This window comes from Phyllobacterium sp. YR531 (assembly GCF_000282595.1).
Lineage (GTDB): Bacteria > Pseudomonadota > Alphaproteobacteria > Rhizobiales > Rhizobiaceae > Phyllobacterium.
In genome coordinates, this window is sequence record NZ_AKIZ01000016.1 from 182,172 (window position 1) to 198,855 (window position 16,684).

Below are 16,684 nucleotides of genomic sequence, written 5' to 3' on the forward strand. Positions count from 1 at the left end.
GTAACACGCTACATCTCCTCAATCATTAGTTGAGACCAGCGTGCCGTATCCTGAGTATTCTTCCACCCGTTTCCTGCCGGAAGCCATATTTTGCCGACATTTGCATATTACACGACGATTTTAAGTGACTCAGCGGATCAGAATTCATAAATAGAGTCGCAACGAGGTGCTTTGCGTCGCGATAGCTTATATTGGGATCGATTATGGGTTTGTTCAGGAATAGAAAGACAGGAAGGCGCGGCGCGGCGCCGCTACTGATTTCTATTTTCTGGCTCATTTCTACTCTCAGCGCGACGTTGGGCGCTGGCTACTTTGCCGATAGGGATGCGAATATCGCGTCAACAGATATAGGGAACCCGCTAAAAAACGAAACGCGGATTGCTCGCGATGCCGATAGCTCAACGGCACCTGCACAACGACCAACGCGAATTGCTGCTCTTGAAACTCTGCATCTGAAAATCAAAAGCGGATTGCGTGCCGATTCTGACCCGCACGATGGGCTTCTTTCCAGCATACCTGCGGTCTTTGCAGTCGAGAAACTTGTAACGACAGCGTCATCGCTTGGATACCGGTTGATTCCAACCTATAATTCATCCTTCAGCGCTCGAGCTCCACCTTTCGTAGCTTGATACTTCCGTTTCCCGGCAGGAAACGACGGCACTAAATTCCGGCAGCGGCTATCCACCAAGGCAGCGTGCCCACTTTTTCATAATGGAACACAGATATGCGCACTTCGAGATGGGTTCTCTGGACCTATATTTTTATCATTCTTGCGGGCATTGTTCTTGCCTTTCCGAATATGTTCACCAAGGCACAGCTCGACGCAATGCCGAACTGGCTTCCAAAGAAACAGGTTGCGCTCGGCCTTGATCTTCGTGGCGGCTCCTACCTTGTACTTGAGGTAGACGCAGCTGCGCTGAAACGAGATCGTGTACGCTCTATTCTGGATGATGCACGCGGTCGTTTGCGCACGGCAAAGATTCAACCGCAATCTGTGCGAGTGGCTGGTGATAGCGTTGTGGTTACAATTGCGGACGCAACACAGCGGGATGCAGCCGTTACCGCACTTCGCGAGTTGACTACTCAAGTAGCCCAAATCGGATTTGCTGCTCCTGTCAGCGATATCGACATTTCGACGAATGACAATCAAATTCGGCTCACGCTTACCGAAGCTGGCATGAAAGACAAGCTAGACAACGCACTGACGCAGAGCCTTGAGATTGTCCGTCGCCGCGTCGATCAGGTTGGTGTTGCCGAGCCTTCCATTCAACGCGTCGGTTCAGACCGTATTGTAGTGCAGCTTCCCGGACTGCAAGACCCAAGCCAGTTACGTGCTCTGCTCGGTAGTACGGCCAAAATGACATTCCACATGGTCGCAGATCGCAACGCTGGCGAAGCACCACCTCCCGGCGTCTCAATTTTGCCTGACGCCAAAGAACCTGGCGTGACATATCCAGTCGAGGACCGCGTAGCGCTGAGCGGCGAACGGCTCACCGATGCACGCGCCGCTTTCGATCAGCAGACCAACCAACCAATTATTTCCTTCCGGTTCGACAATATTGGAGCACGTCAGTTTGCCGAGATAACGAGTCAAAACGTTGGTCGCCCCTTCGCGATCGTACTTGATGGAAAAGTTCTTACAGCACCCGTCATTCAGGTTCCAATTACCGGCGGCTCTGGTCAAATAACGGGTAACTTCACCGTTCAGGATACGGTTACAACCGCTGCCCTGCTACGCGCTGGTGCGCTGCCTGCACCTCTAACTGTCATTGAAGAGCGAACCGTTGGTCCTGACCTTGGCGGTGACGTCATCAAGATGGGGCTTCTAACTGGCCTGATCGGCTTTGCGCTTGTCGTCGGCTTTATCTTCATTCTCTATAGCGGATGGGGATTGATTGCCAATTTCGCGCTCGCGCTTAACGTTATTCTGACATTTGGTATTCTGAGTTTGATAGGGGCCACTCTAACACTACCCGGTATCGCCGCTATCATTCTCGGTATTGGCTTTGCCGTCGATGCCAACATCCTGATCAACGAGCGTATTCGTGAAGAGGCTCGTAAAGGCATTGGTGCAATGGCCGCAGTCGATCGCGGCTTTAAACTGGCTTATTCGACCATTATCGACGCCAATGCGACGCATCTTATTGCGACCTTCCTGCTCTTTCTCTTCGGCACGGGACCGGTACGCGGTTTTGCAATCACGATGATCATTGGCGCGCTCGTGTCCATGTTCACCGCGGTTACAGTCGTTCGCATCATTACGATGGCGATCGTCCGCCGTCGCAAGATGAAGACGATCCATATCGAGCATCTATTCAAACTTGTGCCGGAAAACACCAACATCTCGTTCATGAACGCACGGTTCTTCGGTATCGGTGTTTCGATCTTCTTGTCGATTGCATCAGTGGTACTGTTTATTCACCCGGGCCTGAATTATGGCATCGACTTCAAGGGAGGTATCCAGGTCGAAGTCTCAACGTCCAAACCTGCCGACCTTGCTTCCATGCGCGAAAAGCTGGAGGGGTTGGGGTTAGGTGAAGTGGCCTTGCAGCAAGCTGGTGGCGATAGCCAAGTTCTGATCCGTGTACAGCGTCAGGAAGGCGGCGAAGAAGCGCAAACCATTGCCGTAACCAAGGTTAAGGCAGCTGTTGAAGAGCTTGATCCTGGTGTGAAAATTGAACGTTCTGAGGTCGTGGGTCCTAAGGTGAGTGGTGAATTGGCCCGCTCCGGTGTTATAGCAGTGGTGCTCGCCAGTTTGGCTATGCTGCTCTACATTTGGTGGCGATTCGAATGGCACTTTGCTTTGGGTGCCATTGCAACCCTGATCCTTGATACAACTAAGACTGTCGGCTTCTTTGCGCTGTTGGGCCTGGATTTCAACCTTACAGCCATTGCCGCATTGTTGACGATCATCGGTTATTCGGTGAACGACAAGGTTGTCGTCTATGATCGAATGCGTGAAAATTTGCGCATTCACAAGAAGATGCCTTTGCGTCAGATTATCGATCTGTCGATCAACCAGACACTTGCACGTTGTATATACACTTCCTTGACTGTCTTCCTCGCCATGCTTCCGATGGCGATCTGGGGCGGCAAAGCCGTAGAAAACTTCGCACTGCCTATGTTGTTCGGCGTTATTATCGCGACAAGCTCGTCGCTGTTCATCGCAGCTCCGATCTTGCTGCTTCTTGGAACATGGTGGGAAAAGAACCACGCCCACCGCATCGGTTCCACCGAAAAGGCTGTCACTCAAGGCTGATAATTCCAACTTAGCGTTTGATGCTAAATATTTGCGGCGCATAGAAAAAATCGTCTTCCTTGCGCCGCAAACCAATGAAAACGGTTTGCAAGCCAAACTTGGTAGGCAATACTGTCATGAGACAAGATTGTTAGAAAATACGAGTACATCAAATAACACGCCTTAAGGGGGAGAAGCCGACATATGCCTCATGAAACGCCGCTGATTGCGACAATCGTCATAGGCCTTGTATTAGCCTTTATTTTTGGTGCGATTGCCAACCGCCTGCGTATTCCTCCCCTTGTCGGTTATCTTGTTGCCGGTGTTCTCGCTGGCTCTCACACTCCCGGTTTCGTTGCCGATCAGGACCTGGCAGCTGAACTCGCCGAAATCGGCGTCATCCTTTTGATGTTTGGTGTCGGTCTACATTTCTCCCTTAAAGATCTTCTTTCTGTGCGAGCAATCGCCATTCCAGGCGCCATAGTTCAAATCCTCGCCGCTACACTTCTTGGTATGGGTCTTGCATGGATTCTCGGATGGGACATGCAAGCGGGCTTCGTTTTCGGTCTGGCACTTTCTGTTGCCAGTACGGTCGTTCTCCTCCGTGCCATGCAAGAGCGCCGACTAATCGAAACCGAACGTGGCCGTATTGCAGTCGGTTGGCTTATCGTTGAAGACCTTGCAATGGTGCTCGCACTTGTTCTGCTGCCTGCAATTGCAGGTGCACTCAATGGCGGCGAGACACCTAGCGGCCCCATTCACGCAAACGCTGACCCGATAGCAACTTATTTTAATCTCGGCATTGGCGGTGTCATAGCTCTGACGCTGGGTAAGGTTGCGGCTTTCGTTGCAGTCATGCTGATTGTTGGACGTCGTGTTATTCCCTGGACCCTTCATGCCATTGCTCATACTGGCTCACGCGAGCTTTTCCGTTTAGCTGTTTTAGCCATTGCCCTCGGTGTTGCGTTCGGGGCTGCAAAACTTTTTGGAGTGTCGCTTGCTCTCGGTGCATTCTTCGCTGGCATGATCATGAGCGAATCTGAGCTGAGCCATCGGGCTGCAGAAGAGTCTCTGCCTCTCCGCGACGCCTTTGCAGTTTTGTTCTTTGTTTCAGTCGGCATGCTGTTTGATCCAATGACCATCGTCAACGACCCACTGCCCCTGCTCGCCACGCTCGCAATTATCGTGATCGGCAAATCACTGGCGGCATTTTTTATCGTGCTGGCGTTTGGATACCCAACGGGCACAGCCCTTATAATCTCAGCAAGCCTCGCGCAGATTGGCGAATTCTCATTCATTCTTGCAGAGCTCGGCGTAGGGTTGGGGATGCTACCTGAGGAAGGGCGAGATCTCATTCTTGGTGGCGCGATCCTGTCAATCCTATTGAATCCTTTAGTCTTCGCTGGAGTAACCTATCTTAAACCTTGGCTTGAAAAGCGCGTACCCGCGGCGGCAGAAACCAATACCGAAGCTGATGCTCCGAAAACGGAAGAAGTCGACGTGGAGGAAATCCGTCCCACTTCGCTTACTGACCATGCGGTACTTGTGGGTTATGGCAGGGTCGGCAGCCTGGTTGGCGATGCATTAAAAGAGGTAGGGAAACCATTTCTTGTTATCGAAGACGCTGACAAGACTGTAGCCAAATTGCGGGACGACAACATAGAGACAATCGTCGGCAATGCCGCAAATGGCGACATTCTGGCCGCGGCCAATCTGTCAGGCGCAAGGCAATTAATTCTCGCTATACCAAATGCATTCGAAGCGGGACAGATCGTAGTCAAGGCCCGGGCTGCCAATCCAATTATCAGTATTCTTGCTCGGGCTCATTCAGACGCGGAAGTGCAGCATTTGCAGGATTTGGGCGCCGATGCTGTTATCATGGGAGAACGTGAGATAGCGCGGGGAATTGTTTCGCATATACTTAGTTTGGACGAACCGAAGCCAGAGGGACCACTGACCGAAACCTGAAACCAAAAAATGATGATTATAAAGGCCGGGCAGGAAAGAATATGAAGCTCAAGGATTATATATGGCCGGTCGTAGGATTGGCTGCGGTCGGTATATCCGCATGGCTCCTATACAAGGAGTTGCGCAGTATTTCTCTCGACGATGTTATCGACAGCCTTAAAGCCATCTCGATGCATCGCTGGGTATTGGCAGCGTTGGCCTCATTGGTAGCTTACGCCGCTCTCGCTGGCTATGACCGAATTGCACTCCTGCACTTACGTCGCAGGATTTCATGGCTGTTTATTGCCCTGTGCTCATTCACAACTTACGCGCTATCACACAACATAGGTGCCTCCGTACTTTCAGGTGCAGTCGTGCGCTATCGCGCTTATTCCTCGCAAGGGATGAGCGGGCCAGAGATCGCACTCCTCATAGCCTTTTGCTCATTCACTTTTCTTATTGGCGTTATGACCCTGAGTGCCATTGTTCTTTTGATTGAGCCGGAAATTCTACAACGATTTAATTCTGAGCTGCCAATATCGCTCAGCTATGTTCTCGGCCTTGGCGCTCTGGCTATCATCCTGCTTTATGCGTTTGGGAGTTGGCTTCACTTCAAACCTCTACGCATTCGCCAGTTCACTCTTGAATACCCTCGCCTGACAGTCGTTTCCCAACAGTTGATTGTGGGCCCGCTGGAACTCATCGGCGCGGCAGCAATTATATACTTCACACTGCCGGAAGCCGGAAATCCCGGGTTCATGATCATCCTTGGCATATTTCTGGTGTCGTTTTCCGCTGCACTTATATCGCACGCCCCGGGTGGATTGGGTGTGCTTGAACTTGTTTTCCTGACTGGTCTGCCAGACATGAACCAAGCCGATGTCCTGGCTTCCCTCATTATATTCAGACTGTTCTATTTGTTGATTCCATTTGCTCTTTCACTTGTTGTGGTGCTCGTCTTCGAGCGTTCTCAATTACTCTTGCGCTGGTACAAAAAGGACGATTAAGCGTCACGGCATTTTCACATTGGAACGCTTTCACGCAGGAAATATTTTCCAGATATCCCTGTCTTTAGTGATGAGTTTCTTCAAGGATGGAACTCAACACTCTATTTTGAGGGCAGACTTCAACGTGGAGTGACACAATGACAACATTGATTATTCCGGGCTATCGTGGATCTGAAAACGGACATTGGCAACGTCAATGGCTGCTTGAGGATGAAACATCACGACTGCTTGAACAGGATGATTGGGAAAACCCGGTGCTCTCGCAATGGCTTCACGTACTCGAAGCCGCTCTTGCTGAAGCGCCCGGTGCCATTCTCGTTGCTCATAGTCTTGGGTCCATACTGGTTGCGCATCTGGCTAGTCGACCTTCCGCTGCTCATGTCGCGGGTGCCGTTCTAGTCGCACCGGCAGACACTGAACGCATGGCCACGTGGGATAAAAAGTTTCAAAGTTTTGCGCCCCTGCCCCGCCATAAACTAAGCTTCCCGTCAATTGTGGTGGCAAGCCGTGATGACCCCTACATGTCGTTCAACAAGGCACAGGCATTGGCGAATGTCTGGGGGTCAGGCTTCGTCGACATGAAGAATTCGGGACACATTAATATTGAAAGCGGTTTTGGGTCGTGGCCTGAAGGGTATATTCTTGCTGACTCAATGCGTCGACCCCAGCAGGCGTTTGGCACACAACGAGCGGCCTAACTTAACTGTTTTCTTTCCAGCAAGTACTTCAGGACAAGAGTTACAACGGCAATCAATGCCAGCGTTGACGATGCCGCAAATGCGCCGGTAACATTGTAGTCGTTGAACAACAATTCAATCTGCAAAGGCAAAGTGTTGGTTTGTCCGCGGATCGCACCCGAAACAACGGAAACGGCACCAAATTCCCCCATTACACGCGCATTGCAGAGCACCGCACCATAAAGAAGGGCCCAGCGTATATTTGGTAATGTCACATAAAAGAATGTCTGTAATCCGTTCGCGCCCAGCGTAATCGCTGCTTCTTCGTCTTCGCTGCCCTGCGCTTGCATCAACGGAATAAGCTCACGCGCAACAAATGGACTTGTTACGAATAGGCTGACCAGAAATATCGCCGGTATTGTGAACATGATCTTGATGTCATAGCTTTCCAGTATCGGGCCTAGCAGGCCTTGGCTGCCATAAAGAAACAGATAGGTTACACCGGCAACGATTGGTGACACTGAGAAAGGTATCTCGATAAAGGTGATCAGCAGCCGACGTCCGAAAAACCTGAAACGCGTTACAAGCCATGCCACGCAAATTCCGAACGCCATATTTATGGGCACAACAACGATAGCCGTAAGCACAGTGAGCCATATTGCATGCAGTGTTGCAGGTTGACTTATCTGGGTCAGGTAAATTGCCAAGCCCTCACGGAAGGCATAGGTAAAAATTACCAATAGCGGCACGCCAATCAGTAACACTGACAAAAGCACCGCCGAAATGATCAAAATACGTTGCGAAATCCGTACAGGCTTGCTGCCATGGCGCTTTGATGGCTTCGATCCTGATACAGGGCGGACGAGATCAGTTACGTTCTGCATATCTGAGCTGCCAAGCCTGGATTGAATTTGTAATGAAAAGCATGACGAACGCTATTGCCAGCATCACCGTTGCAATGGCTGCAGCTGCCGGATAGTCGTATTCGTCAAGCCGGATGAATACCAGGAGAGACATGACTTCGGTTTCAAAAGGCAGGTTTCCCGAGATAAAGACGATAGCACCGAACTCGCCCAAGCTTCGGGCGAAAGACAGACTACATCCGGCAACGAATGCGGGTAAAATGGCTGGCCAGATAATGTTAGCGAAAATCTGCCAATTCGTAGCACCCAGTGAACGGGCAGCCTCTTCAACATCTGTCGCGACATCTTCCAGCACGGGCTGAACTGTTCTAATAACAAAAGGAATGCTGGTAAACATCATGGCAAGTGCGATGCCAAGTGGGGCGTACGCCACCTTGACGCCAAACGGTTCAAGAAATCGACCAAACCAGCCATTAGCGGAAAAAACGGTCACCAGTGCAAGCCCGGCCACGGCTGTTGGTAAAGCAAACGGTAAATCTACAACGGCATCCAGAAGACGTTTACCCGGAAATTCGTAACGTACCAGCACCCAAGCCAGCAACACTCCGAAAAGTGCATTCAACAACGTTGCCAGCAGAGCCGCGCTTATCGTTATGCGATAGGTAGCGACAGCTCTGTCCGATGAAACGATTGTCCAAAAGTCAGACCAACCAAGATTAACAGATTTATAGAGCATTGCCAGAAGAGGTAGTGCCACAATGATCGCAAAGTACAGGAGCGTCACTCCAAGAGTGAGACCAAATCCGGGGAGTATGCCGCGCTGGCTGGACTTCGAAAACAATGACATTGCAGGGTTCTTAATTCATCCGAGCTTTAACGCAAGCGATCTATGCAACGAAAAAGCGCGGGCAGCAGCCCGCGCCGTTTGGGATTTGCAGTTCCGGCTCAACGCTTGGTGAATACCTTGTCAAGAATGCCGCCTTCAGCCAGATGCTCCTTAGTGACCTTGGTCCATCCTCCAAATACGTCCTCAACAGTCAAAAGCCGAGTTTCAGGAAATTGGGAGGCATATTTGGCTTTGACCGTGTCGTCGTGCACGCGGTTATAGTTCTGCGCTAGGATGTCCTGCCCCTCAGGAGTGTAAAGAAACTTCAGGTAACTTTCGGCGATTGCACGGGATCCTCGCTTGTCAGCAACCTTATCGACCACGGAAACAGGAAACTCAGCAAGCAGGCTCACAGGAGGAATAACCGCATCATATTTGTCGGAACCGAGCTGTTTGCGGGTACCAAGAACCTCGGCTTCAAATGTTACTAGCACGTCGCCGATGCCGCGTTCTGCAAAAGTCGTGGTGGCAGCACGACCGCCAGTGTCGAACACAGGTACGTTCGCGAGCAGCTTCTTAGCAAACTCCTGCGCCTTTGCTTCGTCCTTGTTGTTCGCCTCAAGCGCGTAGGCATAAGCAGCCAGATAAGTGTAACGCCCATTTCCGGATGTTTTCGGGTTCGGAAAAACCACCTTCACATCCTCACGAACAAGGTCATCCCAATTCTTGATATTTTTCGGATTTCCCGCCCGCACGAGAAATGCAGGAAGTGAGTAATATGGCGATGAATTATTTGGCAAGCGAGACTGCCAGTCAGCTGGGATTAAATCGCCCTTATCATGCAAGACCTGCACATCAGTAACTTGGTTGAACGTTACGACATCAGCTTCGAGACCCTCGAGAATGGAACGAGCCTGTTTTGACGAACCCGCATGCGATTGGTTGACTGTAATGTCCTTACCGGCCTGTTCCTTATAGGCCGCACTAAAAGCTTTATTGATCTGCTCGTAGAGTTCACGAGAGATGTCATAGGAAACGTTGAGAATTTCCGTAGGCTCGTCTGCTGCTTGTGCCGGAGTCAAAGCAAATCCCAGCGCTAATATCGCATAGGCAACTAATTTCTTCATAGAATTCTCCCAAGCCGAAGGCGATCGCGCCCCGAATTTCGATGCCACACCCATTCGCTAGCTCTTCTGCCCAACGAATAATTTTTGCGAGATTGGCGATAAAAATAGCTATAAGAAAGATTTATTTGCCCAATGATTTGGGTAAAATAGAAATCAAATACTACAATCCTAGTAAATTAAGGCAAACGGCAAAAGATATCCAATGCCGTTTGCCTTAACCTGGTGTGATGAAGCTTAGAGGTCTGATTACCAGAACCCGCGATGCTGCCAGCACCACAAAAAATCTTCCTCGGTCCAATTACGGCGCTTCTTTGCAGAAGCCTCTTCGCTGTCGCGCTTTTGCGGATCACGAGTGTCGAATTCAAGCGCGTCTGGCGTGAAAACCTCGCGCCATAAGCGCTCCGCCCGATTAAAAATGCCTGATACTTCACTGTACATTGCGACCTCCTGAACAATTCGGTTGCAGAGTTGAGTTGCCAATTATGGTCAACTGTAACCAGATGATGACGGGTTGAAATCATTTGTCAACAATCACTACCGATCTAATCGTGTATCAAAATCTTGATTTGCACAGCCGTGAAGTATCCAAAAATTAATGAATGTTTATTTTTCAGAGCCTTACACGTCATTATTAAGACATCTCGCTGCCACAAAAAAACTCAATTTTTTAACGCTTTTACACTAGATAATGTCTGGCGAGGGACTATGACTGCATCCAACCGGTTGTCAGGCAAATAAAAAATGATATCGCAAAAAGCTAAATATGCCCTGCGGGCACTCGTCGTGCTAGCACGCGCAAACTCCGAAAAAGCGCTCTTCATTTCGGATATCGCGGAAGAGCAAAATATTCCGAAAAAATTTCTTGAGCAGATCCTTTTGGATTTGAAGCGCGAAGGCATTGTTATGAGCCGACGCGGTAAGATGGGAGGTTACTTGCTTCTTAAAGGTGCTGATGACATCACGTTCGGTGAAGTCTTGCGTTTGATCGATGGCCCAATAGCTTCATTACCATGTCTGAGCAAAATCGCTTATCGACGTTGCGAGGACTGCACGAGTGAAGAAACCTGTGAAATCCGTCATGTTTTCAATGAAGTCGCGAATGTTACGCGCGGTGTTCTCGACCGAACTACAATCGCCGATTGTCTTGTGCATGGTGAAAAAAGCAAAACGCCAGCCATATTAGACATGTGAAAGGATTTTATGATGGTTGGCGAGGATCAAAATACGCTTCGATTTTACTCTGAAGAAGCGGAAGCATACGCGAACCGCAATGACGACAGGTCTTATGAACACCTCGATTTATTTCTGGCTCGCCTCACGCCCGGTTGCTCTATTCTTGAACTTGGTTGCGGCGGCGGTGACGACAGTGCGTACATGCTTGCGAGAGGATTTGATGTTACACCAACAGATGGTAGCCCAGAGCTTGCCTATCAAGCGCAGAAGCGACTTGGCGTTCCGGCAGAAGTGTTGAAATTCGATCAAATCGTGTATCGAAACAAATTTGATGCTGTTTGGGCTAATGCCTGCTTACTTCATATTCCACGATCCGATCTTAAAACTGTTCTTAAGCGAATCGAACGATCGCTTAAAATTGATGGTCTGTTTTATGCGAGCTATAAGGCCGGAAAGCAGGAGGGCCGCGACAAGTTCGGCCGCTACTACAACTATCCTACCGTTGCGTGGCTAAAACAAACCTATGGCCCAACTTGGCGCTCGTTAGAGATAAATACCGTCATGGGTAGCGGTTACGACAATGAGCCGACCGAATGGCTTCACGTCGTTGCAACTAAATCGCTATAGCTTTGCGCACTATGTAAAGACTGCTTTTCCTATTACAGGGGTGGATGGAACTGCAAGATCGCGTGGTTCAAGCATGACCGCATGATGAGCCTGATACCCGGCACCGACAGCTTTGGCGAAAGCAGAGGCCATTGATACCGGATTTCCGGCCTTTGCTACGGCAGTATTTAGCAGGACTGCATCAAATCCCAGCTCCATTACAGCCGCTGCATGAGAAGGGCGGCCAATTCCCGCATCGACAATGATTGGAACGCCGGGGAAATGTCCACGTATTGAACGCAATGCATGGACATTCAGAGGGCCCATCGCCGAACCAATTGGCGCGCACCAAGGCATGAGAACATCACACCCCGCTTCCAGCAATCTCTCTGCCACGACAAGATCATCGGTCGTATAGGGGAACACCTTGAAACCATCTTTGGCAAGAATCCGCGCTGCCTCAACTAGCGCGAACACGTCTGGCTGCAACGTGTCATGATTGCCGATAACTTCCAGTTTGATCCAGTCGGTTGAAAAGACATCCCTTGCCATTTGTGCGGTCAACACAGCTTCCTTCACGGTGTGGCAGCCAGCCGTATTGGGCAGCACACGCAGTTCAAGGGAGCGCAATAAACCCCAAAATCCATCCCCGGACTTTGATCCAGACATTTCCCGGCGTAGCGACACGGTAATGATTTCTGTTTGTGATGCTTTAATAGCGTCCATGAGAGTTGCGGGAGATGGATATTGTGCCGTTCCCAGAAGAAGACGGGACGATATGTCAACGTCATAAAGTTTTAACATATCATCCACCCTGTTTCGGGGTCAGTATTTCGATGCGATCACCATTTTTTAAAGAATGACTGTTCCGTTCGGTCGCCCTTACCAGTTCGCTGTTGACTGCTGTTGCCAGCCAATCGCCTTCAAACCCCAGTTCAAACAACAACATTTCAAGCGACTTCGCTGACACATCACAGACCTGCCCGTTCACAATCAGTTTCACGACTTACCCTCCTCTCTTTCCGAACAATGTCTGCAGCTTGTTTCGCCATTGCTGGCGCAAGCAGGAAACCGTGCCGGTAAAGCCCGTTGATGCTGATATGGTTTTCGGTTTTAACCACTCGTGGAAGATTATCCGGGTAGGCCGGGCGAACGCCGACCCCGGTCTCGATGACTTCGGCTTCGCCAAATGCAGGATGAACACTATACGCAGCGTTCAACAACTCCATGACCGAACGAGCAGTTACCGGACCACTCGCATCGCTTTCGATCATAGTCGCCCCGACCATAAATATGTGATCTGAACGCGGGACAACATAAAGCGGAAACCGGGGGTGAATTAGGCGTAAGGGTCGCGATAGGGCTATGTCTTTGCTACGTAGCAAAAGCATCTCACCCCGCACCCCTCTCAAAGCAGGGTCTGCCGCTGCCATTCCTGTGCAATTGATAATCCATTCAAAATCGGAAGTCTTGGTAGCGCTAATTTCAGTTTCAAATTGAACACCTAAAGCAGCAAGCACTGCCTTCAATTCGGTCAAGACCCTACGCGGTGTCAGATGGGCCTCGCGTTCAAAGAATAGCCCCTTACGGAAAAGACCATTAAGGTCCGGCTCCAAAAGCGATATTGCTTCCTCTCCAATCCGCACAAAACCCGATGTCCGTGCGGCAAACCGATCCAGCTCTTTCACATCGCGCGCTGGAGCAATCACCAGCGTTCCCTTGCGGGTCACTAATCCAGGAAGCACCTCTTCCCACCAATCTGCGGCACTCAATCCTAAATCGACAATTGCCTGCTCAGCACTTTCCCTCTCACACCATGGCGCGAGCATACCACCAGCATACCAGGAAGCGGTAGAATTCCCATTCTCGCAGGGATCTACAATTGTTACTTCCGCTCCGCGCATCCGAAGCTCATAAGCGACCGTGAGGCCGGCGACGCCGGCCCCTTTTACTAAAACGTTCGCCACGTCACTCCCCAGCACTCAGTGGCATATAAAGATCTCCGCCGACGCGGAATTTCTCTGCCATTGCAGCCATGCCCTCTTTCTGCGCTTCGGCCCGAATGTCATGCGATATACGCATTGAGCAGAATTTAGGTCCGCACATGGAGCAGAAATGCGCCACTTTATGTGCTTCTTTTGGCAGGGTCTCGTCGTGATACAGTCTTGCTGTCTCTGGATCGAGAGACAGATTGAACTGGTCTTCCCAGCGAAACTCGAAGCGCGCCCGCGATAAGGCATCGTCCCGCAATTTTGCAGCTGGGTGGCCCTTTGCCAGATCCGCAGCGTGCGCAGCAATCTTATAGGTAATGACCCCGACCTTGACGTCATCGCGATTGGGTAATCCCAGATGCTCTTTGGGAGTGACGTAGCAAAGCATTGCTGTGCCAAACCAGCCGATCATCGCAGCGCCTATACCGGAAGTGATGTGGTCATAGCCGGGAGCAATATCTGTAGTGAGCGGCCCCAGCGTGTAAAATGGTGCCTCCCCGCAAACGGCCAGTTGCTTGTCCATATTCTCCTTGATCTTGTGCATCGGTACGTGACCGGGACCTTCGATCATGACTTGGCAATCTTTGGCCCAGGCGATCTGCGTCAGTTCACCCAAGGTCTCTAGCTCTGCAAACTGTGCCGCATCATTTGCGTCAGCTATTGAACCAGGGCGCAACCCATCGCCTAGTGAGAAGCTCACATCGTAAGCGCGGCAGATGTCGCAAATCTCATCAAAATGCTCATAGAGGAAACTTTCGCGATGGTGATGCAAGCACCACTTTGCCATGATCGAGCCACCGCGTGAAACGATGCCTGTAACCCGGTTCACAGTCAGTGGAATATAATGAAGCCGGACACCCGCATGAATAGTGAAATAGTCGACCCCCTGCTCTGCTTGTTCGATCAGGGTATCGCGATAAACTTCCCAAGTCAGATCTTCCGCAATGCCACCCACCTTTTCGAGCGCCTGATAAAGCGGAACTGTCCCGATCGGTACAGGAGAATTGCGGATAATCCATTCGCGAATGTTATGGATATTGCGGCCGGTCGACAGATCCATCACCGTATCGCCACCCCAGCGAATGGCCCAAACCATTTTTTCCACTTCCTCCTCCATTGAGGAAGTAACGGCGGAATTGCCGATATTGGCGTTGATCTTAACAAGAAAGTTCCGGCCGATTATCATGGGCTCGAGTTCAGGATGATTTACGTTTGCGGGTATGATCGCTCGACCGCGAGCGATTTCGTCCCGCACGAATTCAGGAGTGACATGATCGGGAACTGACGCTCCAAACGACTCTCCATCGCGTATCAATCCTTTGGCCGCCTCCCGACCAAGGTTTTCACGAATCGCGACATACTCCATTTCTGGCGTGATAATGCCGGCACGGGCATAAGCGAGCTGCGTAATCGCTTTACCCTCATGGGCTCGGCGTGGCTGGTGCCGATGAGGAAATTCTCGTGTAAGCCGTTCGCCCGTGGCAAAGCCGTTGTCAGCAGACTGGATTTGCCGACCTTCATAGGGATTGCTATCGGCCTGTTGCCCGACCTTCCATGTTTCACGAACACGCGAAATACCCCTGTTGATATCAATGCTCACTGCTGGATCAGTGTAGGGACCCGATGAATCATAAACAGCAAGGTTTGGTTCGCCGGCGGTGGGGTGAACCGCAATCTCGCGCAAGGGAACGCTAATATCGGTATGAATTTTCCCTGGTTTATAAATTTTTATTGATGCAGGAAGTGGTCCCGTTGAAACTTTAGGGGCCTCGATAATTTTTGTTACAGCAGTCATCGTCAGGTTCCTTTGCGTTCTGCAGGAAACCCAGTTCTGTGCCGGAAGGATGAAAAGAAGCTTCGCGAATCCAAATATGGATTCAGTGCGAATGCACCTACGCGACAACCTTTGCACCGTCCCTACGCCAGTGTGAACTGGATCAGGTTCAACGGGTCACTGCGCTTGGCGATGCCTGAAGCAGTATCTCAGCCCCTTGTCGGGACTCCCCTGGTGAATGGCCTAAAGTGAACCGCTCAGCACGGTGTTGTCAAGCGGTGGTATAAATCACAAACCGCGGAGCGGCTTTAACGCACCAGCCCATTTGGCAAGTTCAGACAATACAGTCGTAGCACTGGTGCCGATGAGTTCGTTCGGCGTGAACACGCCGTCATCGTTGATAAATTGCTGATATGCAGGAATCGGCACACTTTCACCAAGCGGCACCATGCGAAGGGCTGTTAGCAGGCCTTTCACCGACTCTGTCGCACGCAAACCACCAGAAACACCGCCATAACTTACAAAGCTCGCGGGCTTATAGTTCCACTCATTCCATAGATACACCAGCGCGTTTATGAGTGAAGGCGGCGCATTATAATCATACTCAGGCATCACAAAAATATAAGCATCGCCGGGCTCAATGGCCTCGCTCCATTTTTTCGTGTGAGCATGCTCGTATTTTCTCATGCGTGGATGATTCGGTTCGTCATAGATCGGCAAATTAAAATCGGCGAGATCAATAAGCACTGGTTCAAAATTGCCATCCTGCTTGGCAAATTCGTTAAACCACTTTGCTACAGCAGGGCCGCCACGCCCGGGCCGTGTGCTTGCTATAATGATATTGAGCTTGAGTGCCATTGCGGTCATATCTCCAAAAAACTTTAATGATCGATAAGTAAATGCATCGACAACGCGCGCAAGAAGGCACTTTTTTGAAACCGGCTATAAACGTGCAACCTGGAAATAACGAAACCCGCTACAGCTCTTCAGCTATGCGGGTTTATCGTCAAAACAACGGGCTATAGATGCCCATCAATCATCGGTTGTTGTAATCATTACCTGCTGGCGCGCCGGGACGTGCAACACGTTCTTTTTTCTTTGGTCCAGGTAACAAGCCTTCGCGTTGTGCTTGTTTGCGGGCAGCCTTGCGAGCGCGGCTCACCGCTTCTGCTTTTTCACGGACACGGCGTTCTGATGGCTTTTCAAAAGCCTGACGGGCCTTCATTTCGCGAAATAAACCTTCGCGTTGCATCTTCTTCTTCAGAACCCGAAGGGCCTGTTCAACATTGTTATCACGGACGAGAACTTGCAATCGTTTTCCTTACCCATGCTTGCCTCGTCTTGCGGAGACGAAACTGACCACAACCAGACAAGCGTTTGAAGAATTGCCCCTACGGCAACCCGGAGAAGCGCGGACTTTATTCATTCCCGCGCCAAAAATCCAGTGCACCAATC

The 16,684-nt window shown here is 50.6% G+C and carries 17 protein-coding genes and 1 riboswitch; of the genes, 7 read left to right on the forward strand and 10 right to left on the reverse strand.

The genetic code is table 11. The annotated features are described in order from the left end of the window. Window positions 1-203 precede the first annotated feature (203 nt). The 5 genes from PMI41_RS07990 to PMI41_RS08010 all read left to right on the forward strand — a co-directional run bounded on the left by PMI41_RS07990 (window position 204) and on the right by PMI41_RS08010 (window position 6,890). Window positions 204-629: a hypothetical protein gene (locus PMI41_RS07990; RefSeq protein WP_008123562.1), complete on the forward strand. Its 426-nt coding sequence runs from the start codon at window positions 204-206 to the stop codon at window positions 627-629. A gap of 95 nt (window positions 630-724) precedes the next feature. Continuing rightward, complete coding sequence (secD, locus tag PMI41_RS07995; RefSeq protein WP_008123564.1) at window positions 725-3,259, forward strand: protein translocase subunit SecD; 2,535 nt, start codon at window positions 725-727, stop codon at window positions 3,257-3,259. A gap of 183 nt (window positions 3,260-3,442) precedes the next feature. Beyond that, window positions 3,443-5,206 (forward strand): YbaL family putative K(+) efflux transporter, encoded by a 1,764-nt coding sequence (ybaL, locus tag PMI41_RS08000; protein WP_008123565.1) that lies wholly within the window; start codon window positions 3,443-3,445, stop codon window positions 5,204-5,206. A gap of 41 nt (window positions 5,207-5,247) precedes the next feature. After that, window positions 5,248-6,192 carry a lysylphosphatidylglycerol synthase domain-containing protein gene (locus tag PMI41_RS08005; protein WP_008123567.1) on the forward strand — a complete coding sequence of 315 codons (945 nt, stop codon included), beginning with the start codon at window positions 5,248-5,250 and terminating at the stop codon, window positions 6,190-6,192. A 137-nt stretch (window positions 6,193-6,329) separates the two neighbouring features. Next, window positions 6,330-6,890, forward strand: coding sequence for an alpha/beta hydrolase (locus PMI41_RS08010; RefSeq protein WP_008123569.1), 561 nt, complete (start codon window positions 6,330-6,332; stop codon window positions 6,888-6,890). On the opposite strand, the gene cysW is transcribed toward PMI41_RS08010, so the two are convergent. From cysW to PMI41_RS08030, 4 genes are all read right to left on the reverse strand, one after another. Continuing rightward, window positions 6,887-7,753, reverse strand: coding sequence for a sulfate ABC transporter permease subunit CysW (gene cysW / locus PMI41_RS08015; RefSeq protein ID WP_008123571.1), 867 nt, complete (start codon window positions 7,751-7,753; stop codon window positions 6,887-6,889). The two genes, PMI41_RS08010 and cysW, sit on opposite strands and share 4 nt — an antisense overlap. Beyond that, window positions 7,737-8,579 carry a sulfate ABC transporter permease subunit CysT gene (cysT, locus tag PMI41_RS08020; protein ID WP_008123575.1) on the reverse strand — a complete coding sequence of 281 codons (843 nt, stop codon included), beginning with the start codon at window positions 8,577-8,579 and terminating at the stop codon, window positions 7,737-7,739. Before cysT ends, cysW begins: the two co-directional genes overlap by 17 nt. A gap of 98 nt (window positions 8,580-8,677) precedes the next feature. After that, window positions 8,678-9,685 (reverse strand): sulfate ABC transporter substrate-binding protein, encoded by a 1,008-nt coding sequence (locus PMI41_RS08025; RefSeq protein WP_008123577.1) that lies wholly within the window; start codon window positions 9,683-9,685, stop codon window positions 8,678-8,680. Window positions 9,686-9,931: 246 nt separating this feature from the next. Beyond that, the gene (locus tag PMI41_RS08030; protein ID WP_008123579.1) at window positions 9,932-10,123 is read right to left on the reverse strand and encodes a hypothetical protein; all 192 of its coding nucleotides are present in this window, start codon (window positions 10,121-10,123) and stop codon (window positions 9,932-9,934) included. A gap of 303 nt (window positions 10,124-10,426) precedes the next feature. Here PMI41_RS08030 and PMI41_RS08035 point away from each other — a divergent pair, with 303 nt between their 5' ends. Together PMI41_RS08035 and PMI41_RS08040 are read left to right on the forward strand one after the other, a co-directional pair. Beyond that, a complete protein-coding gene (locus PMI41_RS08035) occupies window positions 10,427-10,876 on the forward strand; it encodes an Rrf2 family transcriptional regulator (protein WP_008123581.1) in 450 nt (149 codons plus the stop codon). Between the two features lie 9 nt (window positions 10,877-10,885). After that, the gene (locus tag PMI41_RS08040; protein ID WP_348225797.1) at window positions 10,886-11,485 is read left to right on the forward strand and encodes a class I SAM-dependent methyltransferase; all 600 of its coding nucleotides are present in this window, start codon (window positions 10,886-10,888) and stop codon (window positions 11,483-11,485) included. A gap of 9 nt (window positions 11,486-11,494) precedes the next feature. Here the strand turns inward: PMI41_RS08040 and PMI41_RS08045 are convergent, their stop codons facing one another. The 6 genes from PMI41_RS08045 to rpsU all read right to left on the reverse strand — a co-directional run bounded on the left by PMI41_RS08045 (window position 11,495) and on the right by rpsU (window position 16,541). Then, a complete protein-coding gene (locus PMI41_RS08045; RefSeq protein ID WP_008123584.1) occupies window positions 11,495-12,268 on the reverse strand; it encodes a thiazole synthase in 774 nt (257 codons plus the stop codon). Between the two features lies 1 nt (window position 12,269). Continuing rightward, the gene (gene thiS / locus PMI41_RS08050) at window positions 12,270-12,467 is read right to left on the reverse strand and encodes a sulfur carrier protein ThiS (protein ID WP_008123586.1); all 198 of its coding nucleotides are present in this window, start codon (window positions 12,465-12,467) and stop codon (window positions 12,270-12,272) included. Beyond that, window positions 12,436-13,431 (reverse strand): glycine oxidase ThiO, encoded by a 996-nt coding sequence (thiO, locus tag PMI41_RS08055; RefSeq protein ID WP_008123588.1) that lies wholly within the window; start codon window positions 13,429-13,431, stop codon window positions 12,436-12,438. Before thiO ends, thiS begins: the two co-directional genes overlap by 32 nt. Window position 13,432: 1 nt before the next feature. Further along, window positions 13,433-15,250, reverse strand: a complete 1,818-nt coding sequence (gene thiC, locus PMI41_RS08060) for a phosphomethylpyrimidine synthase ThiC (protein WP_008123589.1) — start codon at window positions 15,248-15,250, stop codon at window positions 13,433-13,435. Between the two features lie 101 nt (window positions 15,251-15,351). Then, a riboswitch (TPP riboswitch) is annotated at window positions 15,352-15,472 on the reverse strand. A 45-nt stretch (window positions 15,473-15,517) separates the two neighbouring features. Then, window positions 15,518-16,087: an NAD(P)H-dependent oxidoreductase gene (locus tag PMI41_RS08065; RefSeq protein WP_008123591.1), complete on the reverse strand. Its 570-nt coding sequence runs from the start codon at window positions 16,085-16,087 to the stop codon at window positions 15,518-15,520. A gap of 178 nt (window positions 16,088-16,265) precedes the next feature. Continuing rightward, the gene (rpsU, locus tag PMI41_RS08070; RefSeq protein WP_008123600.1) at window positions 16,266-16,541 is read right to left on the reverse strand and encodes a 30S ribosomal protein S21; all 276 of its coding nucleotides are present in this window, start codon (window positions 16,539-16,541) and stop codon (window positions 16,266-16,268) included. Window positions 16,542-16,684: the final 143 nt, after the last annotated feature.